The following is a 24,022-nucleotide window of genomic DNA, read 5'->3' on the forward strand; positions in this document are numbered from 1 at the left end:
CGTCGGAACGCCGCCCGGACCAAGCTCGCTCCCACATTTGATCTCCAGTGAACACAGTTTTTGTGAGCATCCGAGATCAAGAGTGGGAGCGAGCTTGGTCCGGGCGGCGTTCCGACGATAGGGCCCGCATAGACCCCAGAAGACTCAAGGCCTGCCGAGCAAATGACTCATCGCCGTCTTGAGCTTCATCGGCCGCACCGGCTTATGCATCAGGGTATGCCCCAATTCGCGGATCTGCAGCTTGAGCTCGTTGCTGTAGTTGGCAGTGATCATCATCGCCGGAATCGCTGAAGCACGCCGGGCATTGATCCGGGCCACGGCATCGACGCCGTTCCGGTCATCATCCAGGTGATAATCGGCAATCAGCAAATCCGCCTCGGCATGGTAGTTGTCCACCTGCCGTGCCAGATCCTGCTCCGACAGCGCCGTCACCACCAGACACCCCCACCCTTCAAGCAAGGTGCGCATGCCAGCGCAAATGGCGGCGTCGTTATCCAGCACCCACACCCGCGCCCCGCGCAAACGCTCCAGCATCGGCTCGCTCATCAGTAGGCTCGGCAGCGCCTTGGGTGCCGTGGCGCTCAACGGCACTTCCACGGAGAACATCGAGCCCTTGCCCGGCCACGAACGCACGTGAATCCGATGCCCGAGAATCCCGGCAATCTTCTCGACGATTGCCAGGCCCAGGCCCAAGCCGCGATCCTGGTCCGGACGCTGCACATCACCGCGCTTGAACTCCTGAAAAATCTCCTCCAGTCGATGTTCAGCAATGCCCATGCCGCTGTCCCAGACCTGGATCGACAGCCGTTGATGATGACGCCGGCAACCGAGTACTACCCGGCCGCTGTAGGTGTAGCGAATGGCATTGCTCAGCAGATTGCGCAGGATCCGCGCCAGCAGTTGGATGTCGCTGCGCACCAGCGCCGAACACCCAATGAAATGCAGCTCCAGGCCTTCACTGCGGGCGACCTGGGTGTACTCGGCCGCGAGGTTTTCCAGCAGCTCGCTCAGGGCAAACGGCGCAATGTCGGCCTTGATCACCCCGGCATCGAGTTTGGAAATGTCGACCAAGGTGCCCAGCAGATTTTCGACATCCTCCAGGGAATTGCTGACATTGCGCACCAGCACCGCGTTGGCCACCGGTTCGCGGCGTTCCAGCAGCGCACTGGTAAACAGCCGTGCGGCATTCAACGGTTGCAACAGGTCGTGGCTGACGGCGGCCAGAAACTTGGTCTTCGACAGGTTGGCCTGTTCGGCGTCGAGCTTGGCCTCGCGCAGGCGTGATTCCACCCGCCGACGCTCGTCGATTTCCCGCAGCAACTGATCATTGAGGGTGGTCAGTTCCGCCGTGCGTTCGCGCACCCGCAATTCCAGATTCTGATAAGCCTGGTGCAAGGCCTCGGCGGTGCGCCGGCGTTCGGTGATGTCGCGGATCAGCACGAAGATCCCCACCACTTCGCCGCTGGCCAGGCGATTGGGCACGTAGGAGCGCAGCATGTAACGCTCCTGATTATTGATGTTGATTTCGGCAAATTCGAAGGTCACGCTCTCACCGGCCAGCGCCCGGGCCACATAGGCCTCCAGGCGCTGGTAATGCTGCTCGCTGTGCACTTCGCGCAGGCTCTGGCCGAGCATCACGCCCCGGGGCCAGCAGTACCACTCTTCATAGACCTTGTTGGTGAACTCATACACCAGATCGGCGTTGAGGTAGGCGATCAGCGCCGGCACATGGTCGGTGATCAGGCGAATCCAGCGTTCGCTTTCACTGAGGGCCTCGGCATGCTGGTAGCGCTCGGTGATGTCGGTAAAGGTGTTGACGAAGCCACCGGTGGGCAACGGATGGGTGCGGATTTCCAGGACCCGGCCGTCATAGAGGCGCTGCTCGCATTCCTGCACCGGGCGCCCGTTGCCATCGCGAGTGGCCGGGGTCAGCAGGTTCAGCTCGCTGTCGGCGATCACCTCGGCGAACGGCCGATGGGCCGCCACCGGGGCCAGGCCGCTCAGCTCCAGGAAACGCCGGTTCCACAGTTCGAGGATGCCCTCGGCGTTGACCATGGCCACGCCCTGGGACAGGTTGTCGACCGCCCGTTGCAGCAAATGGGATTTCTGCGCCACGGCCTGTTCGCGGCGCACGGTCTCGCTGAGCTTGACGTCGGTAATGTCGGTGAACAGGATCACCCGCCCGCCTTCCTGGGTCGGCCGTTCGCTGACTTGCAGCCAACGGCCGTCCTGCAGGCGATAGAGCAGGTTCTCGTCGGCATGCCCCCGGGGCTCTTCGGTGAACAGCCCGGTGGCACTCATCAGCCGCTTGACCTCGGCCAGGCGCATGCCGGCGTTGATCCGCACCCGGCTGTTGCCCCAGAACGCCTTGAAGCGGCTGTTGAACAGTACGATCCGCTGCTCGGCATCGAACAGCACGAAGGCATCGGAGATGCTCTCGATGGCATCGATCAAATGCTGATGCGCGGTCTCCGCCCGCAGGCGCGCTTCGCTGAGCAGGTGATTACCGGACTTGAGTTCGGCCATGGCCTGGTTCAAGGCATCGGTGCGTTCACGCACCTGTTCGGCCAGCACCACCGAATGCTGGAACGCCGCGTACGGGTCGTTGCCGCGGGTGATGCCGGACTCGATCCGTTCGATCAGCGCGCCATTGATGCGCTGCAACTTGTGATTGTCGTGGCGCAGGCTGGCGAGTTCGGCCTGCAGGTCAGCGCTGTCCAGGGGACCGGCCTCGGGCAATGGCAACCCCGGTGAAGGTCTGGTTGATATGCATGCCATTGAACTGTTCTCCGTAGGTGTTGAAACCCATCACCCGCTGGTCGCGCAAAAAGCTGCCGATCTGCTCCAGGTGTCCGCCGTCTTCCAGCTCCAGGCGCCTGAGAAAACAGTCGCAACCGATGGTCAGCAACAGCTCGCCCAGGCGTTCCTGCAAGCCCTCGAACAGGTGTTGCAGATTGGGCAGCATCGGGCCCGGGGTCATGACCGTGAGGACGATGCCGTTTTCCACCGCGCAGTAGAAACTCAGGCTCAGGTCCGGATGCACCTGCTGGATCGCCCGCACGTAATACTGATCGTTGATCCGCACCGCCAACGGGTGCGCGGCGAAGACCCGGTGATCGAGTTCGGCCACCGGGACGCCGATGTGCCGGGCGTACTCCTCGGCGGCGGGTTCGGCATTGAGTTCGAACACCCGGCGCGAGCCGCTGTCGGCCCCGGTGACCACCAGTTTTTCCGCCCGGGGCAGGATGTGGTGAGTGGTGAAGACCTCGAAATCGAGCCAGGTGTTGACCAGCACCACCACCGCCGCGCCGCTGTGAAACTCGCCATTGAAATAGACGTGGGTGTGGGTCAGGTAGTTGTCATCACCGGCCGAACCGCCGAAATGCGGGATGTCGCCCAAGGCCGCGCTCAAGGCGGCGAGGACCATTTCTTCGCGGCTGGACAGGCCATCGAGCAAGGTCAGGGCAAAGCTGTTGCCCTTGATCGGCGCCAGGGTGTTGCTGCGACAGCCACTGACCAGGCGCTCGACCATTTGCTGGGCGTCGATCAGGCTGAAGCGCTCCATCTCGCAGATCAGTTCGGCGTCGATGGAAAAATGCCGATGATCAAAGCCTACCGCGGTCACGCAGTTGCGTCCGTAGCCCAAGGGGGTGATTTCCCCGGCGCTGGTGCAGCCCACCAGGCGAATGCCGCCGAAGCTTTGCTGCAAGGCCTGGCCCAGCGCCTGCAAGTCGTACTCGGCGGAGCAGAAAAACAGCACGAAGCCCAGGTGTGGATGCAACAACTGCCGCGCCAGCTCCTGGGCCACCTGCGGGGCATCGGTGGCCTGGGACATCGCACTGACCACACCTTCACTCTGGACCTGCTGCATCGTCGCCTCCCGCAGGTGCGTGTGTATGAGGGGTGAGTGTACGAAGGCTGTGGCGGGCGACCTATGCTACTTGGGTAGCGGTCTGGCGGTTCGATGGGATGAGAGAAGTGTCAAATCCACAAAACACCACACATCCCTGTGTGAGAGCAGTGTCAGACCTACAAAACACCGCACATCCCTGTGGGAGCGAGCTTGCTCGCGATGGCGTAGTGTCAGTCAACATGGATGTTGAATGTTAAACCGCTATCGCGAGCAAGCTCGCTCCCACAGGGTTTAGCTGGGGTTACCAGGTCAACACCGCCCCTACCGCAAAGGTATCGGTGTCTTCATTCTGCGCACTGGTGTCATGGCCATTGATTTCAAACTGGTTGTACTCCGCCACCAGCTTCAGGTTGTCGTTGACGTCATGGAACAGGGCAACGCCTCGGGTCTCGTAATCGGCGCCACTGCCGACCACACCGTTGCCGTCATCCTCGGTCTTGCCGTAGGACAAGGCCAGGCGATTCTTGCCCAGTTTGTAGGAGCCCTGCAGCAGGTAACCATCGCTATCGACATTGCGCAGCGTAGGCTCCCCGGCGTTGTTGGTGAAAAACGGGTTGATGCCCTTGGCCTGAAACCCCGAACCGGTCAGCGACAAGCCGCCCATTTTCGCCTGTACGCCGTAGCCGACGCCTTTGGAGGTGACCGATTCGACGCTGGAATCGGTGTTGTCCGAGGTCTGGTAGCTGCCGTTGACCCAGCTGTAAATCTTCGCCCCGGCGAGGTCGAACTGATAGGTGACCTCGCTCTCGGTGCGTGGATTCTCCTGGTAAGCCTTGCCCAACGGACTGCTGTCGTTGGTGTCGACCGGGTCCATGATCCCTACCGCCACCCGCAACCCCTCCATCACCGGCGTGCGGTAGGTGATCTGCGAAGTGGGGAACGGATACGGATAACCCGTGCCAATGTTGCCGAACGACACCCCGCCACCGTCCACCAATCCCAGGGTATCGCTGACCTGGCCATAACCGGCGAGCAATTCATCGAGCAAAATGTTGGAACGGGCAAACAGGCCGAAATCCTTGCCGATCAGCACTTCGCCCCATTGCGGGTTGGCCACCGTGCCGTAGAACTGCCGCACGTCGATGGCGGTGTCGGTGCCGTTGGTTTCGCTGTCGTTGATGGTCACCCAGAACGAGGCACGGGCGCCGAGCTTGAGGTCATCGACCTGCTTGCCCATGTTGAAACCCAGGTAGTTGGGCAGAAAGCCCATCTTGACCCGCGACTGCCGACGGTCGTACTGCTCGCCGGCACGGTCGACATCGCTGTTGACGTAGAAGGCGTTGATGTAGCCGTCGGTGGAAAACGTGGTCTGGTCCTTGTCGTACAGCATGATCTCGGCCTCGGCCATGGCACTCAAGCCGAGGGTCGACAGACTGGCGAAAAAGGCAGGCAAGTAACGATGCTTGAAGTTGTTATTGTTGTGCATGACGCGCTCCGCAACGGGGGACTTGATGTCGGAGGCGATTATCGAAAGCGGACCGGCGGCGTCATACGCTGCCTTGGAGCTGGTTTTCAGTTGCTTTGGAGTGGCGTATGGAGCGCGGCAAATTCGATGTAAGACCGGCCTTTGGCAAGGCTCGCCACTTAGGGTGTATGCCTGTGGAACCGACTGGCATCCACAGGAACCGGTACCCGCTAGGCGCCCGCTCTGAACAGCATGTAGGCGGCGACCACCACGCAGATGCTGGCGAAGCCGATCTGCAAGACCCGAGCCGGGACGCGCGCGCACAGCTTGCGGCCAATGACCATGCCGACGATGCTCGCGACAATGAACACCGCCCCCAAACCGTCGATGCGCACCCCGGCGTGAAACGCGCCGATCACCCCGATCGCCGAGATCAGGCTGATCACCATCAGGGAGGTGGCGACGATCCCGCGCATCTGCACGTCGGTCAGTTGCTTGAAGGCCGGGACGATCAGGAAACCGCCGCCCACCCCGAGCAGTCCGGAGACAACCCCGGTCACCGCCCCCAGGGCCGCCAGGGTTGCGGTGCATTTGGCGGTCCAGGAAAAACGCCCGGTCTGCTGATCGAGCATGCAGTTCTTCTGGCCCCAGTTGGCGTGGCCATGGTCGCTCGGCCCTTGGTCCTGACGCTCACGGCGCAACATCCGCCAGGCGACCATGACCATCAGCAGGCTGAACAGGATCATCAGGATCTTTTCCGGCAACTGATGGGCGAAGAAAATGCCCACCGGCGAAAAGATCGCCCCCAGCAAAGCGATCAACAGCGCCGCGCGATAGCGCACCAGTCCATGCCGCAAACCATCGATGGCCCCGACCGCCGCCGCACTGCCCACCGCAAACAGCGCGACCGGTGCCGCCTGGGTCATGGTCAGACCCAACCCCAGTACCAGCGCCGGCACCGCAAGAATCCCGCCACCGGCGCCGGTCAATCCAAGGACCAGGCCCATCACCACGCCAAAAAAACCTGCCAGCAACATAAAGCACTCATGATCCGCGAACAAAAAAGCCGGGAACGCCCGGTATCGATTGAGTGACAGGATAGAGCCCGTACAGCTTTTTTCATTAACAGAATTAATACGGGGGTGGCCAACCCAGGGAAAATGAAACTACCCTCATGGTCTGTCCCCCCAAAAATAAGCCACCATGTCCGCCTTGATTGAAGCCTTCCTCGACCCCGCTTCGTCCACCTACAGCTACGTCATCTACGAGGCCGATGGTGGTCAATGCGCGATCGTCGATCCGGTGCTCGACTACGATCCTGCCGCCGGGCGAACGGCGACCACTCAGGCCGACAGGCTCATCGCTTTCGTCCGCCAGCATCGCTTACAGGTGCAATGGCTGCTGGAAACCCACGCCCACGCCGATCACCTGTCCGCCGCGCCCTATCTGCGCCGGCAACTGGGCGGCAGGATCGCGATCGGTGAGTCCATCGGCAAGGTGCAGGACGTGTTCAAGTCCTTGTTCAATCTGGAAGCGGAATTTGCCGTCGACGGTTCGCAGTTCGATCACCTGTTCGCACCGGACGAGTCATTCATGATCGGCAACCTCAAGGCCACGGCCTTGCATGTGCCCGGCCACACGCCGGCGGACATGGCCTACCTGATAGACGGCCAGCTGATTCTGGTGGGCGACACGCTGTTCATGCCGGACGTGGGCACCGCCCGTTGCGACTTTCCCGGGGGCAATGCGAGCCAGATGTTCGCTTCGATCCAGAAATTGCTGGCCTTCCCCGCCAGCGTGAGCCTTTACGTCTGCCACGATTACCCCACCGAGGGTCGCGAATCCCGGTGCATGACGACGGTGGGCGAACAACGCAAGAGCAATATCCACGTCCACGACGGCATCGATGAAGCTGCGTTCGTCGCCATGCGTAACCGGCGTGATGCGGGGTTGGGCATGCCGACGCTGTTGCTGCCGGCGATCCAGGTGAATGTGCGGGCGGGGAATTTTCCGCAGGCGGAGGAAAATGGCGTCACTTACCTGAAAATCCCCCTGAACAAACTCTGATCTAAAGGTGTCGATCGTTCCCATGCTCCGCGTGGGAATGCCGCCAGGGACGCTCCGCGTTCCGCTTCCGGACGTGACGCAGAGCGTCACGGGATGCATTCCCACGCGGAGCGTGGGAACGATCAATCTTGCCCTCAGGCCAGGGTCAGACCATTGGCCGGCAACGGCAGCGCCGTCTTGTAGCGCACCTGCTTGAGCGCAAAGCTCGACCGGATATTCGCCACCCCCGGCACCTTGGTCAAAAAGTCCATCATGAAGCGCTCAAGCGACTGAATGGTCGGCACCAGCACCCGGATCAAATAGTCCGGGTCGCCGGCCATCAAATAGCACTCCATCACTTCCGGGCGATCCGAGATCGCTTCTTCGAAATGCTGCAGCGCCTCCTCCACCTGTTTCTCCAGGCTGACATGGATGAACACATTCACGTGCAACCCCAACAGATCGGCATCCAGCAGGGTGACCTGTTCGCGAATCAGCCCCAGTTCCTCCATGGCCTTGACCCGGTTGAAACAGGGTGTCGGCGACAAGTTGACCGAGCGTGCGAGGTCGGCGTTGGTGATCCGCGCGTTCTCCTGCAGGCTGTTCAAAATGCCGATATCGGTACGGTCCAGTTTGCGCATGAGAAAAAAACACCTGTGATTTTATGTTTATGCAGAATTTTTATCCTCAAATGGCTTCGAGTGCAATGAAACACAGAGAAATATTCTCCTTGGTCCGGCCTATGATTGTTGTAGGACAAGAATTCTCCGACAGAAGAATGACGGTCAGCTCACTACAAAAAATTCACAAGATCGAGCGTAGAAGCCATGAACCAAGCGTACGAACCGCTGCGCCTGCACGTTCCGGAACCTTCGGGCCGCCCAGGCTGCAAAACCGACTTCTCCTACCTGCGTCTGACCGACGCCGGCCTGGCGCGCAAACCCCCAATCGATGTTGAACCCGCCGAAACCGCCGACCTGGCCAAGGGCCTGATTCGTGTGCTCGACGACCAGGGCAATGCCCTCGGCGAATGGGCTGAAGGCGTGCCGGTCGAGATCCTGCGTAAAGGCATGCGCGCCATGCTCAAGACGCGGATCTATGACAACCGCATGGTGGTCGCCCAGCGTCAGAAAAAAATGTCGTTCTACATGCAAAGCCTGGGCGAAGAAGCCATCGGCACTGGCCAGGCCCTGGCATTGAACATCGACGACATGTGCTTCCCCACCTACCGCCAACAAAGCATCCTGATGGCGCGGGACGTGCCGCTGGTGGACCTGATCTGCCAGCTGCTGTCCAACGAGCGCGATCCGCTCAAGGGCCGTCAGTTGCCAATCATGTACTCGGTCAAGGACGCCGGTTTCTTCACCATTTCCGGCAACCTCGCCACCCAGTTCGTACAAGGCGTGGGCTGGGGCATGGCCTCGGCGATCAAGGGTGATACCAAAATCGCCTCGGCCTGGATCGGCGACGGCGCCACCGCTGAATCGGACTTCCACACCGCCCTGACCTTCGCCCACGTCTACCGGGCGCCGGTGATCCTCAACGTGGTCAACAACCAGTGGGCGATCTCCACCTTCCAGGCGATTGCCGGTGGTGAAGCAACCACCTTTGCCGGTCGTGGCGTCGGCTGTGGGATTGCCTCGCTGCGGGTCGACGGCAACGATTTCGTCGCGGTCTACGCCGCCTCGGCCTGGGCTGCCGAACGCGCCCGGCGCAATCTCGGTCCGACCATGATCGAATGGGTCACCTACCGCGCCGGCCCGCACTCCACGTCCGATGATCCGTCCAAATACCGGCCAGCCGACGACTGGAGTTACTTCCCGTTAGGCGACCCGATTGCGCGCCTCAAGCAGCACCTGGTGAAAATCGGCCAGTGGTCCGAAGAGGAACACGTCGCGGTCAGTGCCGAACTGGAAGCCGAAGTGATCGCCGCGCAAAAAGAAGCCGAGCAGTACGGCACCCTCGCCGGCGGCCAGATTCCGAGCGCCGCGACCATGTTCGAAGACGTCTATAAAGAGATGCCGGAGCACTTGAAGCGCCAGCGTCAAGAGTTGGGGATCTGACATGAACGATCACAACACCCATATCGAGCTGGAAACCGCCATGACTACCACCACCATGACCATGATCCAGGCCCTGCGCTCGGCCATGGATGTGATGCTTGAGCGTGACGACAACGTCGTGGTGTTCGGCCAGGACGTGGGCTACTTCGGCGGCGTGTTCCGTTGCACCGAAGGCCTGCAGACCAAGTACGGCACCTCTCGCGTGTTCGACGCGCCGATCTCCGAAAGCGGCATCGTCGGTGTCGCCGTGGGCATGGGCGCCTACGGTTTGCGGCCGGTGGCCGAAATCCAGTTCGCCGACTACGTCTACCCGGCCTCGGACCAGATCATTTCCGAAGCCGCCCGCCTGCGCTATCGCTCGGCCGGCGAGTTCACCGCGCCGATGACCCTGCGCATGCCGTGCGGCGGCGGCATCTATGGCGGCCAGACCCACAGCCAGAGCATCGAGGCGATGTTCACCCAGGTCTGCGGCTTGCGCACGGTCATGCCGTCCAATCCTTACGACGCCAAGGGTCTGCTGATCGCCTCCATCGAAAACGATGACCCGGTGATCTTTCTCGAGCCCAAGCGCCTGTACAACGGCCCGTTCGACGGTCACCACGATCGCCCGGTGACCCCGTGGTCGAAACACCCGGCCGCACAAGTGCCGGACGGCTACTACACCGTGCCGCTGGACGTCGCCGCCATCACCCGTCCGGGCAAGGCGGTGACCATCCTGACGTACGGCACCACCGTCTACGTCTCGCAAGTCGCCGCCGAAGAAACCGGCATCGACGCGGAAGTCATCGACCTGCGCAGCCTATGGCCACTGGACCTGGACACCATCGTCAAGTCGGTGAAGAAAACCGGACGCTGCGTCATTGTTCACGAAGCGACCCGCACCTGCGGTTTCGGCGCCGAACTGGTCGCCCTGGTGCAGGAACACTGCTTCCACTACCTGGAAGCGCCGATCGAGCGCGTCACCGGATGGGACACCCCCTACCCGCACGCGCAAGAGTGGGCGTATTTCCCTGGTCCGTCCCGGGTGGGCGCGGCTTTGAAACGGGTCATGGAGGTCTGAATGGGCACGCACGTTATTAAAATGCCGGACATTGGCGAAGGCATTGCAGAAGTTGAATTGTCGGTATGGCACGTCAAGGTCGGCGACATGGTCGTCGAAGATCAGGTGCTGGCGGACGTGATGACTGACAAGGCGATGGTCGACATCCCTTCGCCGGTGCACGGCAAAGTCATCGCCCTGGGTGGCGTGCCGGGTGAAGTCATGGCGGTGGGCAGCATCCTGATCAGCATTGAAGTCGAAGGCGCGGGCAACGTTAAAGAGTCGGCCCAGCCGGCGGTCGCTGCCGTGAAAGAAGCGCCGGTTGCAGCGCCGAAAGCTGCACCGGTGGTTGAGAGCAAACCGGTTGCGGCGCCGCGTCCAGCCGCCGTTTGCCAGGGCCCGATGGTTGCTCGCGAAGCCGATGAGCGCCCGCTGGCCTCCCCGGCCGTGCGCAAACATGCGTTGGACCTCGGCATCCAGTTGCGTCTGGTGCGGGGCACCGGCCCTGCCGGTCGCGTCTTGCACGAAGACCTCGAGACCTATCTGGCCCAAGGTCAGCAACCACAGTCGTCCGCGGCTGCCGCTTACGCCCAGCGTAACGACGAAGAACAGATCCCGGTGATCGGCATGCGCCGCAAGATCGCCCAGCGCATGCAGGACGCCACTCAGCGCGCGGCCCACTTCAGCTATGTCGAGGAAATCGACGTCACCGCCGTGGAAGAACTGCGGGCACACCTGAACGAAAAACACGGGGCGACCCGTGGCAAGCTGACGCTGTTGCCTTTCCTGGTCCGCGCCCTGGTCGTCGCCTTGCGTGACTTCCCGCAGATCAACGCCCGTTACGACGACGAAGCCCAGGTCATCACCCGCCTCGGCGCGGTGCATGTGGGCATCGCCACCCAGGCCGACAACGGCTTGATGGTGCCGGTGGTGCGTCACGCCGAAGCCCGCAGCCTGTGGGACAGCGCCACGGAAATCTCCCGTCTGGCCACCGCCGCCCGCACCGGCAAAGCCAGCCGCGATGAACTGTCCGGCTCGAGCATCACCCTGACCAGCCTCGGCGCGTTGGGCGGCATTGTCAGTACCCCGGTGTTGAACCTGCCGGAAGTGGCGATCGTCGGCGTCAACAAAATCGTCGAACGGCCGATGGTGGTCAAAGGCCAGATCGTGATTCGCAAGATGATGAACCTCTCCAGCTCCTTCGATCACCGCGTGGTCGACGGCATGGACGCGGCGCAATTCATCCAGGCCATTCGTGGCTTGCTCGAACAACCCGCCACGTTGTTTGTGGAATAAGTATTTGTGGAGCAAGGCATGCAAACGTTGAACACCACGCTGTTGATCATCGGCGGCGGCCCTGGCGGTTACGTGACGGCGATTCGTGCCGGTCAGCTGGGCATCCCGACCATTCTGGTAGAAGGCGAATCGTTGGGCGGTACTTGCCTGAACATCGGCTGCATTCCGTCCAAGGCGCTGATCCATGTCGCCGAGCAGTTTCACCAGACGCAACACCACAGCCACCACTCGGCACTGGGCATCAGCGTTTCGGCGCCGACCCTGGACATCGGCAAAAGCGTCGAGTGGAAGGACGGCATCGTCGATCGCCTGACCACTGGCGTCTCGGCGCTGCTGAAGAAGCACAAGGTTCAGGTGATTCAAGGCTGGGCCAAGGTCATCGACGGCAAGACGGTCGAGGTCGGCGACACGCGGATCCAGTGCGAGCACCTGGTGCTGGCCACCGGTTCGAAAAGCGTGAACCTGCCGATGCTGCCGATTGGCGGGCCGATCATCTCCTCCACCGAAGCCCTGGCGCCGACCTCCGTGCCGAAACGGCTGATCGTGGTCGGTGGCGGTTACATCGGCCTGGAGCTGGGGATTGCCTATCGCAAGCTCGGCGCAGACGTCAGCGTCGTTGAAGCCCAAGACCGCATTCTCCCGGCCTACGACGCCGAACTGACCCAGCCAGTGCATGATGAATTGAAAAAACTCGGCGTGCGGCTTTACTTGAAGCACAGCGTCCAAGGCTTTGATTCTGTTAACAATACACTGCAAGTTCTTGAGCCGGGCGGCGACACCCTTAACCTGGAAACCGATCAGGTACTGGTGGCCGTCGGCCGCAAATCCAATACCCAGGGCTGGAATCTCGAAGCGCTGAACCTGGACATGAACGGCTCGGCGATCAAGATCGACAACCGCTGCCAGACCAGCATGCGCAACGTGTACGCCATCGGCGACCTGAGCGGCGAACCGATGCTGGCCCATCGGGCCATGGCCCAGGGCGAGATGGTGGCCGAGCTGATCAGCGGTAAATCCCGCGAGTTCAACCCGACCGCCATCGCTGCCGTATGCTTTACCGACCCGGAACTGGTGGTGGTCGGCAAGACGCCGGACGAGGCCAAGGCTGCGGGACTGGACTGCATTGTTTCGAGTTTCCCGTTTGCGGCCAATGGCCGGGCGATGACCCTGGAATCGAAAAGCGGCTTCGTACGGGTCGTGGCGCGGCGTGACAATCATGTGATTGTCGGTTGGCAGGCGGTGGGTGTGGGTGTTTCGGAGTTGTCGACCGCGTTTGGCCAGAGCCTGGAAATGGGCGCGCGGCTGGAAGACATCGCCGGGACGATCCATGCGCATCCGACCTTGGGCGAAGCGGTGCAAGAAGCGGCGTTGCGCGCTTTGGGCCATGCGTTGCATCTGTGAATCAAGGGGATAGTTGGCGTAGCTGATGGCCCCTTCGCGAGCGGGCTCGCTCCCACAGGGATTCAGGGTGTTTGCAGGTTCCACGGCAGACAACGATCGAATGTGGGAGCGAGCCTGCTCGCGAATTCTCAAGGGCGACATCATTTATATGCCAATCACCCGATAGTCCGGGCTGCGAAAAGGGCCCGGAATGAAGTATTGTTGTCCCCATCCAGAAAAACGTCAGAAGCCTTGAACCGTTTCGGCGGTTGTTAAGCGATAGAGGGTGTCATGGGTAACGAAAGCATCAATTGGGACAAGCTGGGTTTTGACTACATCAAGACAGACAAGCGCTATTTGTCGCACTGGCGTAACGGCGAGTGGGACACAGGCACCCTGACCGAAGACAACGTGCTGCACATCAGCGAAGGCTCCACTGCCCTTCACTATGGCCAGCAATGCTTCGAAGGCCTGAAGGCCTACCGTTGCAAGGACGGCTCGATCAACCTGTTCCGCCCGGACCAGAACGCCGCACGCATGCAGCGCAGCTGCGCACGCCTGCTGATGCCGCAGGTGTCCACCGAGCAGTTCATCGAAGCCTGCAAGGACGTGGTCCGCGCCAACGAGCGTTTCATCCCGCCATACGGCACCGGCGGCGCGCTGTACCTGCGTCCGTTCGTGATCGGCGTGGGTGACAATATCGGCGTGCGTACCGCCCCCGAGTTCATCTTCTCGATCTTCTGCATCCCGGTCGGCGCTTACTTCAAGGGCGGCCTGACGCCGCACAACTTCCTGATCTCCAGCTACGACCGCGCCGCGCCACAAGGCACCGGTGCAGCCAAGGTCGGTGGCAACTACGCCGCCAGCCTGATGCCGGGCTCCCAGGCCAAGAAGGCGCATTTTGCCGACTGCATCTACCTGGACCCGATGACCCACACCAAAATCGAGGAAGTCGGTTCGGCCAACTTCTTCGGGATCACCCACGACAACAAGTTCGTGACCCCGAACTCGCCGTCGGTGCTGCCGGGCATCACCCGCCTGTCATTGATCGAACTGGCCAAGTCGCGCCTGGGCCTGGAAGTGATCGAAGGCGACGTGTTCATCGACAAGCTGTCCGACTTCAAGGAAGCCGGTGCCTGCGGGACTGCCGCGGTGATCACGCCGATCGGTGGCATCAGCTACAACGACAAGCTGCACGTGTTCCACAGCGAAACCGACGTCGGCCCGATCACCCAGAAGCTCTACAAGGAGTTGACGGGCGTGCAGACCGGCGACGTCGAGGCGCCAGCGGGCTGGATCGTCAAGGTTTGATCTGATACCCGTTGCAAACAAGCCCCCCATCGCACTGGCGATGGGGGGCTTTTTTATGAGCCATGATTTTGACCACGCCCGCTACTCCCGCAGCGATACGCTTGCCACCCGCGGAACCGCGATGCACTACATATATACAGCCCTTGATTTTTTCCGGAGCACATAATCGCCGCTTCACACATGACCACGGATTGTCATTATGGAAGCGCACAAGATAAAAACATTGAGCATTGCCGATGCTCTCGACAACTTGAAAATTTCCCCTGTGTCGGCTCTACCGGGCGATCAGGCCCGGCAAGTATTTCTGCACTTATTACCCCCAACAATGCTTGATGCGTTGCAGGCAAATGAATTTTATAAAGTCATGAACTGGGAAGATGAACATTTCTTACCCGCGTTTTGCAGATTTCCATCAATAAGGCGGATCATTTCACAGGCAACGGGGATTCTGGAAGAAAACCTCGCGTTTTCGCTGACGCTGGAGTTTCTATACAAACTTTCATATGCCATATGGAAAGACAAGCTTCCCGCCTTGTCTTACCCGACCGTCGCGTTGAGCAGCACAGCACGAAAAACATTCAAAGACGCCGTTAACATCGAGGAGATCAACAAGCAGAGTGACTATCCACTCAGTGTTGACACCACGCGCCTACTGGCAAACATCATCGACACTTATCAGCTTCGGACTTTCCAGAGCCTTCAGCTCAAAGCGCTTGCAATCGACAACGTTGATCCCTTCGACCTTCTGAAAAATCAGCCGCGCTTTTCCGAACGGATGCTGGCAGAAATAAAACACTTGTTGAACCGGATCATGGACACTTCAACTCTTTCCACGATCTATTCTGTCATTGTCCATGGTTACGTTGATGATCCGACCGAAGTGGATTCAACTCAGTCTCGAACACCTATCCAGATTTATACGGGTTCGATGGCCACCGTCATAAAAGACTATTTGATCAGCGGCGCAAAACCGCATCGACAGGACCATCACCCATGGACATCGCTGAAAGTTTCGTTTTATGAGGACGCCAATAAACCTGAAAATGCGAAAGATTCTCTGGTCAGTTCCTCCGACCTGCTCAAGGAAGGCCCAATCAACTATAGCCACTTCAACTTTTTTCCGTTCCAGCCCGCCAACCTCGCCGTCCTTGATGACTTTTTTGAGCGCATTGACAAGCTGCTTTCGCTATATCAGAAAGACATAGAGCAATATTGGCAAGCCCCCGCCCCTGGAACCGGAGCTAAAAAAGTATGGGCGGACAGACTAAAACACGACATGGAAACCGATGTTCGCCTACGACTGGCTGACACTACACTGGGGCAGGAAAGTTACCGGCTACTGGATCAGGTATTCAGTCACCCTACACTTGACGAACGAAAAAAACTGGCCAACGAATCCGCCGCCAGGGTGTTCAACTGCGTACTCGTCGACCTAGCTTCCTCGAAGGAATTTCCGCTACAAGGGACTTTCCTGATCGGCGATCATGACGACGCCAAGGCGAACGTTATTGTCTATTCGCTGGACACAGGTGCATGGGAATACGACAACTGGGAAAGCTTTACCAAAGAGTTACTCAATCAAATGGCTGACGACAACGCCCGTCATCCGCTTCTGGCGCGCCTGAGTACAAAACATGCCTGGAATATATCTGAATTTTATTCTCTGCAACCGGCACGCCTGGGCGTCAAAAGAATCGAAATCCAATCGAGCGTTATCGATGCCGTTATCGACGGGCTGCTCTGTCAGCAGCAAGAAAACTTCATCCACAACCAGGGTCTCGCAAAAAAACAGTTGCTTGCGGGAAACCTCGATGCATATTGTAAATCCCTGGACACATCCTTGGGCTTTGGTCTCGAGATAAAGCGTACCCTGCTGCTAGCCCAGCGCCAGCTGAAATTGATTGCTGGTCTAGCCGAGCATCCACTCTCCTACGCATTGGCTTTTTTTCACACGCCTGCCCACAGTGATCTCTCCAGGGCTCACCTGATGCCTCCAGCCTTGGACTTACCTGATGGCGATGATCGCTCTTTAAGTGATGACGCGCGTCGCCGACTCATGATGAAAACGTTGACCTCCAGCGACATGATCAACGCTATAAAAGGTGTTTTAGCCAATGTCGCTCCCTATTTTCCAGGCGACACCGTTATTACTCGCCAACTCAGTGCAGAAATTCTAAACAAAATAATCACCCACCGCCTGGAACTTATTGGGTTTCGCTGGGAAGTTCCCGACAGTCAACGATACAAACATTACTTTCTACAACAACAATCCCGCCAGAATCCTGATCACGTCTATGCCAAGACCCTTGTCGACAGTGCCAGTCTGCCGTTGCTGGGTATAACACGACGTCCAATGGAAACAGCCAACCCCTATTACTCATCCCAGGAACTCGATACCGCCCAGGATCAACCCGCAACAATGGTTCAAGCCTTGCGTACCGCAATAGCTGCAGGATCAACCGGCATCGATTTGAACGCCCTTGCCCGATACCTTGATGTCGCAATATTGACAATCGATGAGCCCGAGACGTCTCCCGCCTATCGATTCAATCGAAGTTATGCCCTGTACCACCAGCTTTTCCTGGATCTTCCGGGGTTCCATGCACTGGAAGATGCGCTTGAGAAGGCCGCGCCAGACCGCGATCAACCGTTATCCATAACCACAAAACGAGCGCTTGCGGTGTCGATAATCACCGACTACCTGTATCCGTCTGCGGAGCAACAACCGGGGTATGTCTGTGGCCTGAACCTCAATAGCGTCAGTATGGGTGAGTCGTCCGCCACAAAGGTTCGCGAGGCTCTTCAACATCACATCAGTCAGCAATTCCCCGGTACTGACAGAGCCGGTCAACTCTTTGCGTTTACGCTGCTCAGCGCTCGCTTCGCCCCCGAACTCCTTGTGGAAGCGCTCCCGCAAACGCTGCTTTACGGGCAGACAATAGAGGCCGTTCATTGGCGCCACGCCGTCGCCTGCATGGAAGCAATCGAGCCTTGTTCCTCCCATGGCATGACTTATGAAGAGATCACCGCTGCTTATGCGACTTTTCAATATAGTTCTCTTTCAGAAAACAAAAAAACAGCACTGGCACTTCTGAAGCAACTTCCCGCGCTGCATTTTTCCATGTGCCAAGGTGTCATTCCGGAAACAGACATTGCTTACGTTTCCCATGACAACAGCCTCAAGGCCGCCGAATACATCAAAGAACGAGAAGATCTGGAGGCTAAAACATTCACTGATCTGGTTCAAATACCTCCTCAACGCAAAACCATCGCGAGAGAGGCTTTCACCAAAGAGTTTCCAAACGAGGATGCGGAACGGGTCACGATGTTTTCGAAAACCGAATTAAACAAATACTTCTTCAGCCATCCTGCTGCTGCGGCCGACAAGGGTGTCGGACGCAAAATGAAGATGACCATTCTTGAAAAATACATGAGCTGTGCATTTGGAAATGTATTCGATGAAGCGGAACTTGGATTGAAACCTTATCCTAAAGGAGCCTGTTATTTTCAAACCTTGTTCGACGCAAAGTTTAAAATCTATAAAGAAAACTTCCTCAACGCCTTGATTTCCCGCATGACACTGTCGCTGCATGACTTGCCCGAACTGGACAGAAACAGAATCCTGAACGCTTATAAATATATTAAATTATCATTCAACAATAACCAAGCCAACCAGGACAGCTATTTCGGCATGATTGCTTTATACAAGGAAAGCGACAGCATCCAATACGCTTATGAGTTGTTCAGCCCTTCCGGGGTTATCCGGCCACTGCCTCTTACCGGAACACACCCTGTTCGCATCAATCAGGACTTTTCACCCGACACACAAGATGCACTCTGGCATGAGTCACCTTATTTGAGAATTCCGCCACTGGACGAAGGGGTTTACCTTGAAGGCATCGTCAATGGAAAAAGGAGTATCCCGGACCTGACAGTGGCTTTCTACTCCGTCCGCCGACAGACCCAACAAATGTCCAGAAACGAGAAAATCGAATACCTCTGTAAAAAACTCGTCGACTCGGTTTTTGGAAACATTGTTGAGCTTGGCTATCCAACATTGCGAAGCCCCACGCCTTTCGAAGCACATAAAGAAAGGGCTTATAATCGGGCAGTGCTATGGGCCAGTTTTGTTTTTCCCGGCTATGCGCTGTATCAGGATATAAAGTCTGGAAAAGTCACAGTGGGAACAGTCATTTTCGGCGCGCTGGAAGCACTCAGTTTATTATTGCCTTTTATCGGGCTTGGAATAAAAGCGCTCAAGGTTTCTGCCCAGCTCAGCCGCATCATCATCACATCACGCTCTCTAGGCTTCTCAAGGCAGGTATTGGCAGCAGCAAGGGCCATAAAACCTCTGCAAAATGCCGCTCCCAAGGCCTTTCTGCGCTCGGCCGAAGCCGCCAACCCGCTTGGGGCCGTCGTGCTGATGTTCCAGGCGGGAAGCAAAGGCATGCAAGCCTTGAAATTCGCTCTAAGGTTTGCCCGACAGGAATTGGGGTCTGGCCCTCACCTGTCCAGCCTTATCAAAATAAAACACCTGCCGCCCATCCACACAGTACCTATCCAGTCCATGGGGCGACCCGTCGCCCGTCAGGGGGTAACGATAGACAGTGTGGATTTTTTCAGGGCAGATTTTTCGACGTCCGGCAATTGTCTGAATATCCAACAACAGAGAAGGCTGCATGCTCGAGGTGTGGATCTATCGGACGTTGTAGCGACCAATAACATCTACTCAACAAAGGGCAAAACTTATATTTACCTTCAGGAAAATATTTATGAGGTAAACAACACCGGGGACGGTCAATACCGCATTCACAAGGAAAACATTGAAGGCCCTCGCGTTGTATTCAGCCACAGCAAAAAAAGGTGGGAAATAGCATGTTAACTTCCGAAGACTACTGCCACCTTCCAGTGAGCAGCTTACAACCCGACGCGCCTGTTCACGAAGTCGCCGTGCCCATGGCGGACGTCTCCAATCATGGCGTGATAAATTTACACGGTTATGGCGCCCATGCTTTTTACGATGCCGGCAATCAAGTCTGGAGACTACGCTTTTCATTCGGCAACGGCCCAATGGTAGCGTGGCGTGTCGCAAAAGACGAATGGGTGTCCGGTTCCGTCGTTGAATGGCAGGCCATCAGAGACACCCTGCCCCCGCTTGAAGGATTCAGGACAATCCAACTGCCGCCACTTCCTGTGCTTCCTTTAAATACTCGACCAATACCAAAAAAAATCCATCATATCTGGGTGGGCACCTCGATCCCCAACCAGAACATCATCGATAACCTCAGCCTCAATGGACGCAATAGCTCGCAATTCACTTCGACACTGCATACCGATGTCAGCGATGAACTGCTCATGACACTCAAGAACATTTTCAGGGCCACCGCACCCGGCCTGGTCATTGCCAATGTACGCGACAGCCTGTTTTTCGAGCAATTCAGAAAATCCAGACTGTACGCCCATTACATCAATGCAACCACCGGGCCGGGGCTCAACTATTCAGCGGCGTCTGATATATTGCGTTATCCGCTGAGTAACTATCACGGTGGTTTATACATGGACGTTGACGATCATTTCATACGAGATCCATTGGACATGGTTTTTCAAGCGGCGCCCAACGATCTACTGCTGGGAGGATTAGTGAAGCACGCTGATGCAGGTTTTGAAGGCTATAACAGCAGTATCTTTGCCACGCACCCAAACAATCCCGTATTGAATCAAGTGATAGAAGAGATGGCCACGCGCTGCGAGCTGAACAGAGACTTTTTTCTCAAGCCCAGGCCGCGATTCAGTCTTGACGCCGTTTCCACTTCCGCACAACAAACATACTCATCCGAGCTTTTTCGTTTGACGGGGCCTCAGGTTTTAAACGATGTATTGGCCCGAGAAAGGCCGGACTACTACAACAACCAGTTTAAGCTCACTGAGGAACATGGAACGTCAATGACTCACGTTGTATATGACCCCGCTTATGTAGACAAACTTACCGAAGTACAACAACATTATTTTCCGTTTTTCAACAAAGCCGAAGTAGCCATCGGAGCTGAGCATTCATGGCTCACAACCTGAAGGCTGGCGAGCGTTGACTGTTGGAAAAAACAGCAAACGTTCAGTCAAATGCCGGCAACCATAACCGAAACCTCGCCCCTCCCAGGGGCGATGCCTCGACGGTCAGCGTTCCACCCTGAGCCTCCAGCGCCCGGCGACTGATCGCCAACCCCAGTCCAAACCCGCCCGTGGCGCGATCCCGACTGCGGTCCAGGCGATAAAACGGCTCAAAAATCCGCTCACGTTCATCTTCGGGGATGCCGATGCCGTCATCGTCGACCCAGATCTCACAACCCCTCGGGGAAACCTGTACGCCGATCTGAATCCGTTTTTCGCAGTAGCGCATGGCGTTGCGCAGCAGGTTCTGAATGGCGCGGGCGGTCAGGCGCGGGTCGAGGCTGAAGCGTTCGAGCTGGCCGTGGAGCAGCACGTCGATGATGATGTCGGGGGATTCCAGTTCTTCGTCGACGCTGCCGAGGATGCTGTCGATGAATTCATCCAGCGAGACATCGACCTGCTCGGGCAGCCGCGCCGGGTTTTGCAGGCGGCTGTAGGACAGCAACTCCAGCACCAGCTCGTCGAGTTCACGGATGTGTGCCACCAGACCTTGCAGACGCTCGCGGCTGGCGGCCGGCAGGTCATCCGACAGCGCCAGGGCCAGGCCGAAATCCAGGCGCGTCAGGGGGGTGCGCAATTCGTGGGAGACGGCATTGAGCAAGTCCCGCTGCTGGTTGAGCAGGTTCTCGATGTCGCCGGCCATGGTGTCGAAGACGTTGGCCAGGCTGCCGATGTTGGAGCTGGCGGAAATCTGCGTGCGCTCGCTCAACTGGCCCTTGCCGAAGCGTTCCGCCGTGCCTTTGAGGCGTTCCAGGTCGCGCCAGTGCGGGCGCAGCCACAGCAACAGACAGGCGAGCATGGTCGCGCCGATCAGCACGTTGATGCTCCAGTACAGCAAACTGACGTCCGTCGGGTCCGGCGGCACCACCATTTGCACCACCGTGCGCTCGTTCAGCGGCGACGCCGCCAGGGTACGCCAGCCCCAGTCGCCAATGCGCACGATGTTCTCGCCGCGCTGCAGACGTTGCCGTTCATCGAGGGTGAAGTCGGCATCGTCGTTGCCGCTCAACACGATGTGCAGCGGCTGGAATTCCTTGTCCATCTCGGCCGCCAGGGCCGGCCATTGCGTCGGGGGGATGGAATGAAATTGTTTGACGATGAGGGTCTGCAAGCCTCGGGAATAGTCGAGGTTGTACGTCAGAAAACGCTCATGAAAGACCTTGATCACCAGGTCCGGCACCAGGTAGATCGCCGCGCTGAACGAGACGATGGTCACCAGGTACAGGCGAAAGAGGATTCTGAACATCGGCTCAGCATTCCCACTCGGAACGGCTGAACAGGTAGCCCTTGCCCCAGACTGTCTTGATCTTGCGCGCCTCGCCGGCGCAATCGCCGAACTTGCGTCGCAACTTGGAAATCGCCACGTCCACCGAGCGGTCGGTGCCGTTGAACTCGATGCCGCGCAGGCGTTGCAGGATCTGGTCGCGGCTGAGCACTTCGCCGGCATGCCGGGCCAGCACCACCAGCAGGTTGTATTCGCCGCTGGACAGTTCGACCGGTTGCTCGCGCCAGGTCACGGTGCGTTCGGACAGGTCGATGCACAGGTTGCCCATGAGGATGCGGTCATTGGCGGCCTGCGGTTCGCTGAGACTGCTGCGCCGCAGCAAGGTCCGCACCCGGGCCAGCAGCACCCGCGGCTCGCAGGGTTTGGTGACGTAGTCGTCGGCGCCCATTTCCAGGCCCAGCACCTGGTCGTGGCTGTCGTCGCGGGCGGTGAGCATCAGGATCGGCAGCGTGGCCGAATCGGCGCGCAGCAGTCGACACACTTGCAGGCCGTCCAGCCCCGGCAGCATCAGGTCGAGGATCACCAGGTCCGGCGGATCGACCCGGGCCCGTTCGCGCACGTGGTCGCCGCGGCCGATCACGCTGACGCAATAGCCGTTGCGTTCCAGGTAGCTGGCAATCAGTTCGGCGAGGGCGGTGTCGTCTTCGACCAAGAGGATGTTGGGCATGGGTGTTTCCAGAAAGTGCTGTGGCGCCTGTTCCGGCCTCATCGCGGGCAAGCCCGCTCCCACAGGGGCCGGTCGTGTTCACAAAATCTGTGTCCACATCACATCCCTGTGGGAGCGGGCTTGCCCGCGATGGCGGCCTGACAGTCGCAAAAAAGTCTCAAGCTGCAAAGGATATACGCCCTCACCCACCCCCGTGCAAAACCCTTACACAATTTCACACAGCACCTACAAAGCTTCACCGCTACCCTCCCCGCCTCCCCGTAGGATGCCGGGGTCATTATTGGGGTTATTACATGTCAAACAATCTGCTTGCCAGGCTCAGCCTGATTGCACTGGCGTTGACGCTGAGCGCTTGTGACAAAGCCTCGACTGCCGAAGAGCAGGCGCCGTTGGCCACGGTTCGCATCGAGACCCTCTCGGCCCGGCCACTGTCGATCAGCAGCGAGCTGAGCGGTCGAATTGCCGCGCCGCGCATGGCCGAAGTCCGCGCCCGGGTGGCCGGCGTGGTGTTGCAACGGACCTTCCGTGAAGGCAGCGACGTGAAACAGGGTGATGTGCTGTTCCGCATCGACCCGGCGCCGTTCAAGGCTGACCTGGACAGTGCCGAAGCCGAGCTGCGCAAAGCCGAGGCCAATGCCTTTCAGGCGCGCTTGCAGGAGCAGCGTTACGTCCAGTTGATCGAAGGCAACGCCATCAGTGGTCAGGACTACGACAACGCCCGGGCGGCCGTACGCCAAACCGCGGCCGATGTCGCCGCCAACAAGGCCGCGGTGCAGCGGGCAAAACTGAACCTGGGCTACGCCACCGTTACCGCACCGATTTCCGGGCGCATCGGTCGCGCACTGGTCACCGAAGGCGCCCTGGTCGGGCAGGACGAAACCACGCCGCTGGCCTTGATCCAGCAGCTGAACCCGATTCACGCCGACCTCACCCAGTCGACCCGCGAGCTCAACGACCTGCGCCGCGCCTTCCGCTCCGGCCAGTTGCAGCAGGTCGGCCAGGGCCAGGCCAAAGCCACGCTGATCCAGGACGACGGCAGCCTCTACCCGTTGCCGGGCAAGTTGCTGTTCACCGACATCAGCGTCGACCCCGGCACCGGCCAGATCATCCTGCGCAGCGAGTTCCCCAACCCCGACCTCGACTTGCTGCCCGGCAGCTTCGTTCGCGTACGCCTGGAGCAAGCGGTCGATCAGCAAGGCATCAGCGTGCCGCAACGGGCCATCCAGCGTGACAGCGCCGGTGTCGCCCAGGTGCTGCTGCTCGACGCCGAACAACGGGTCGGCCAACAGCCGGTGGAACTGGGCCCGGTGCAAAACGATCGCTGGATCGTCACCGGTGGCCTCAAGGCCGGCGACCGCATCGTCGTCGAAGGCCTGCAACATGCGCGCCCTGGCGAGAAAGTGCAGATCGACGACACCCCCCTTCCCCTTGCCCAGGCTTCTGGTCAGTAAG

At 58.9% G+C, this 24,022-nt stretch carries 16 protein-coding genes; 9 read left to right on the top strand and 7 right to left on the bottom strand.

Going from position 1 to position 24,022, the window contains the following annotated elements; all coding sequences use genetic code 11:
- Positions 1-144 precede the first annotated feature (144 nt).
- From nahK to ACA067_RS16400, 4 genes are all read right to left on the bottom strand, one after another.
- The gene (nahK, locus tag ACA067_RS16385) at positions 145-2,739 is read right to left on the bottom strand and encodes a hybrid sensor histidine kinase/response regulator NahK/ErcS' (RefSeq protein ID WP_497462788.1); all 2,595 of its coding nucleotides are present in this window, start codon (positions 2,737-2,739) and stop codon (positions 145-147) included.
- Positions 2,708-3,871: a nitric oxide-sensing protein NosP gene (gene nosP, locus ACA067_RS16390; RefSeq protein ID WP_497457547.1), complete on the bottom strand. Its 1,164-nt coding sequence runs from the start codon at positions 3,869-3,871 to the stop codon at positions 2,708-2,710. Before nosP ends, nahK begins: the two co-directional genes overlap by 32 nt.
- Positions 3,872-4,154: 283 nt before the next feature.
- On the bottom strand, positions 4,155-5,339 hold the full coding sequence (locus ACA067_RS16395; protein WP_497457548.1) for a porin: 1,185 nt from the start codon (positions 5,337-5,339) through the stop codon (positions 4,155-4,157).
- Positions 5,340-5,548: 209 nt separating this feature from the next.
- Positions 5,549-6,355, bottom strand: a complete 807-nt coding sequence (locus ACA067_RS16400) for a sulfite exporter TauE/SafE family protein (protein ID WP_497457549.1) — start codon at positions 6,353-6,355, stop codon at positions 5,549-5,551.
- A gap of 166 nt (positions 6,356-6,521) precedes the next feature.
- On the opposite strand from ACA067_RS16400, the gene ACA067_RS16405 reads away from it, so the two are divergent.
- A complete protein-coding gene (locus ACA067_RS16405) occupies positions 6,522-7,385 on the top strand; it encodes an MBL fold metallo-hydrolase (protein WP_497457550.1) in 864 nt (287 codons plus the stop codon).
- A 134-nt stretch (positions 7,386-7,519) separates the two neighbouring features.
- Here the strand turns inward: ACA067_RS16405 and bkdR are convergent, their stop codons facing one another.
- The gene (bkdR, locus tag ACA067_RS16410) at positions 7,520-8,005 is read right to left on the bottom strand and encodes a Bkd operon transcriptional regulator BkdR (protein ID WP_008149727.1); all 486 of its coding nucleotides are present in this window, start codon (positions 8,003-8,005) and stop codon (positions 7,520-7,522) included.
- Positions 8,006-8,191: 186 nt separating this feature from the next.
- Here bkdR and ACA067_RS16415 point away from each other — a divergent pair, with 186 nt between their 5' ends.
- The 7 genes from ACA067_RS16415 to ACA067_RS16445 all read left to right on the top strand — a co-directional run bounded on the left by ACA067_RS16415 (position 8,192) and on the right by ACA067_RS16445 (position 20,522).
- Positions 8,192-9,427, top strand: coding sequence for a 3-methyl-2-oxobutanoate dehydrogenase (2-methylpropanoyl-transferring) subunit alpha (locus ACA067_RS16415; protein ID WP_497457551.1), 1,236 nt, complete (start codon positions 8,192-8,194; stop codon positions 9,425-9,427).
- Position 9,428: 1 nt separating this feature from the next.
- Positions 9,429-10,487: an alpha-ketoacid dehydrogenase subunit beta gene (locus ACA067_RS16420; RefSeq protein WP_150744576.1), complete on the top strand. Its 1,059-nt coding sequence runs from the start codon at positions 9,429-9,431 to the stop codon at positions 10,485-10,487.
- Positions 10,488-11,762: a dihydrolipoamide acetyltransferase family protein gene (locus tag ACA067_RS16425; protein WP_497457552.1), complete on the top strand. Its 1,275-nt coding sequence runs from the start codon at positions 10,488-10,490 to the stop codon at positions 11,760-11,762.
- A gap of 18 nt (positions 11,763-11,780) precedes the next feature.
- Positions 11,781-13,163 (top strand): dihydrolipoyl dehydrogenase, encoded by a 1,383-nt coding sequence (lpdA, locus tag ACA067_RS16430; protein WP_497457553.1) that lies wholly within the window; start codon positions 11,781-11,783, stop codon positions 13,161-13,163.
- 270 nt (positions 13,164-13,433) lie between these two features.
- The gene (locus tag ACA067_RS16435; protein WP_150796738.1) at positions 13,434-14,453 is read left to right on the top strand and encodes a branched-chain amino acid aminotransferase; all 1,020 of its coding nucleotides are present in this window, start codon (positions 13,434-13,436) and stop codon (positions 14,451-14,453) included.
- Positions 14,454-14,652: 199 nt separating this feature from the next.
- The gene (locus ACA067_RS16440) at positions 14,653-19,335 is read left to right on the top strand and encodes a dermonecrotic toxin domain-containing protein (protein WP_497457554.1); all 4,683 of its coding nucleotides are present in this window, start codon (positions 14,653-14,655) and stop codon (positions 19,333-19,335) included.
- Entirely contained in the window at positions 19,329-20,522 is a 1,194-nt protein-coding gene (locus tag ACA067_RS16445; RefSeq protein ID WP_497457555.1) for a glycosyltransferase family 32 protein, read from the top strand. Before ACA067_RS16440 ends, ACA067_RS16445 begins: the two co-directional genes overlap by 7 nt.
- Before the next feature lie 40 nt (positions 20,523-20,562).
- On the opposite strand, the gene ACA067_RS16450 is transcribed toward ACA067_RS16445, so the two are convergent.
- Entirely contained in the window at positions 20,563-21,864 is a 1,302-nt protein-coding gene (locus ACA067_RS16450; RefSeq protein WP_497457556.1) for an ATP-binding protein, read from the bottom strand.
- Between the two features lie 4 nt (positions 21,865-21,868).
- Positions 21,869-22,570, bottom strand: coding sequence for a response regulator (locus ACA067_RS16455; protein WP_497457557.1), 702 nt, complete (start codon positions 22,568-22,570; stop codon positions 21,869-21,871).
- Positions 22,571-22,863: 293 nt separating this feature from the next.
- Here ACA067_RS16455 and ACA067_RS16460 point away from each other — a divergent pair, with 293 nt between their 5' ends.
- Entirely contained in the window at positions 22,864-24,021 is a 1,158-nt protein-coding gene (locus tag ACA067_RS16460; RefSeq protein ID WP_497457558.1) for an efflux RND transporter periplasmic adaptor subunit, read from the top strand.
- Position 24,022 lies beyond the last annotated feature (1 nt).

The organism is Pseudomonas sp. LBUM1674, from assembly GCF_059695635.1.

Bases quoted from the DNA above. Each gene is read 5' to 3' on its own strand.
- nosP (WP_497457547.1), bottom strand. From the start codon at position 3,871: ATGCAGCAGGTCCAGAGTGAAGGTGTGGTCAGTGCGATGTCCCAGGCC.
- ACA067_RS16395 (WP_497457548.1), bottom strand. From the start codon at position 5,339: ATGCACAACAATAACAACTTCAAGCATCGTTACTTGCCTGCCTTTTTC.
- ACA067_RS16400 (WP_497457549.1), bottom strand. From the start codon at position 6,355: ATGTTGCTGGCAGGTTTTTTTGGCGTGGTGATGGGCCTGGTCCTTGGA.
- ACA067_RS16405 (WP_497457550.1), top strand. From the start codon at position 6,522: ATGTCCGCCTTGATTGAAGCCTTCCTCGACCCCGCTTCGTCCACCTAC.
- bkdR (WP_008149727.1), bottom strand. From the start codon at position 8,005: ATGCGCAAACTGGACCGTACCGATATCGGCATTTTGAACAGCCTGCAG.
- ACA067_RS16415 (WP_497457551.1), top strand. From the start codon at position 8,192: ATGAACCAAGCGTACGAACCGCTGCGCCTGCACGTTCCGGAACCTTCG.
- ACA067_RS16420 (WP_150744576.1), top strand. From the start codon at position 9,429: ATGAACGATCACAACACCCATATCGAGCTGGAAACCGCCATGACTACC.
- ACA067_RS16425 (WP_497457552.1), top strand. From the start codon at position 10,488: ATGGGCACGCACGTTATTAAAATGCCGGACATTGGCGAAGGCATTGCA.
- lpdA (WP_497457553.1), top strand. From the start codon at position 11,781: ATGCAAACGTTGAACACCACGCTGTTGATCATCGGCGGCGGCCCTGGC.
- ACA067_RS16435 (WP_150796738.1), top strand. From the start codon at position 13,434: ATGGGTAACGAAAGCATCAATTGGGACAAGCTGGGTTTTGACTACATC.
- ACA067_RS16440 (WP_497457554.1), top strand. From the start codon at position 14,653: ATGGAAGCGCACAAGATAAAAACATTGAGCATTGCCGATGCTCTCGAC.
- ACA067_RS16445 (WP_497457555.1), top strand. From the start codon at position 19,329: ATGTTAACTTCCGAAGACTACTGCCACCTTCCAGTGAGCAGCTTACAA.
- ACA067_RS16450 (WP_497457556.1), bottom strand. From the start codon at position 21,864: ATGTTCAGAATCCTCTTTCGCCTGTACCTGGTGACCATCGTCTCGTTC.
- ACA067_RS16455 (WP_497457557.1), bottom strand. From the start codon at position 22,570: ATGCCCAACATCCTCTTGGTCGAAGACGACACCGCCCTCGCCGAACTG.
- ACA067_RS16460 (WP_497457558.1), top strand. From the start codon at position 22,864: ATGTCAAACAATCTGCTTGCCAGGCTCAGCCTGATTGCACTGGCGTTG.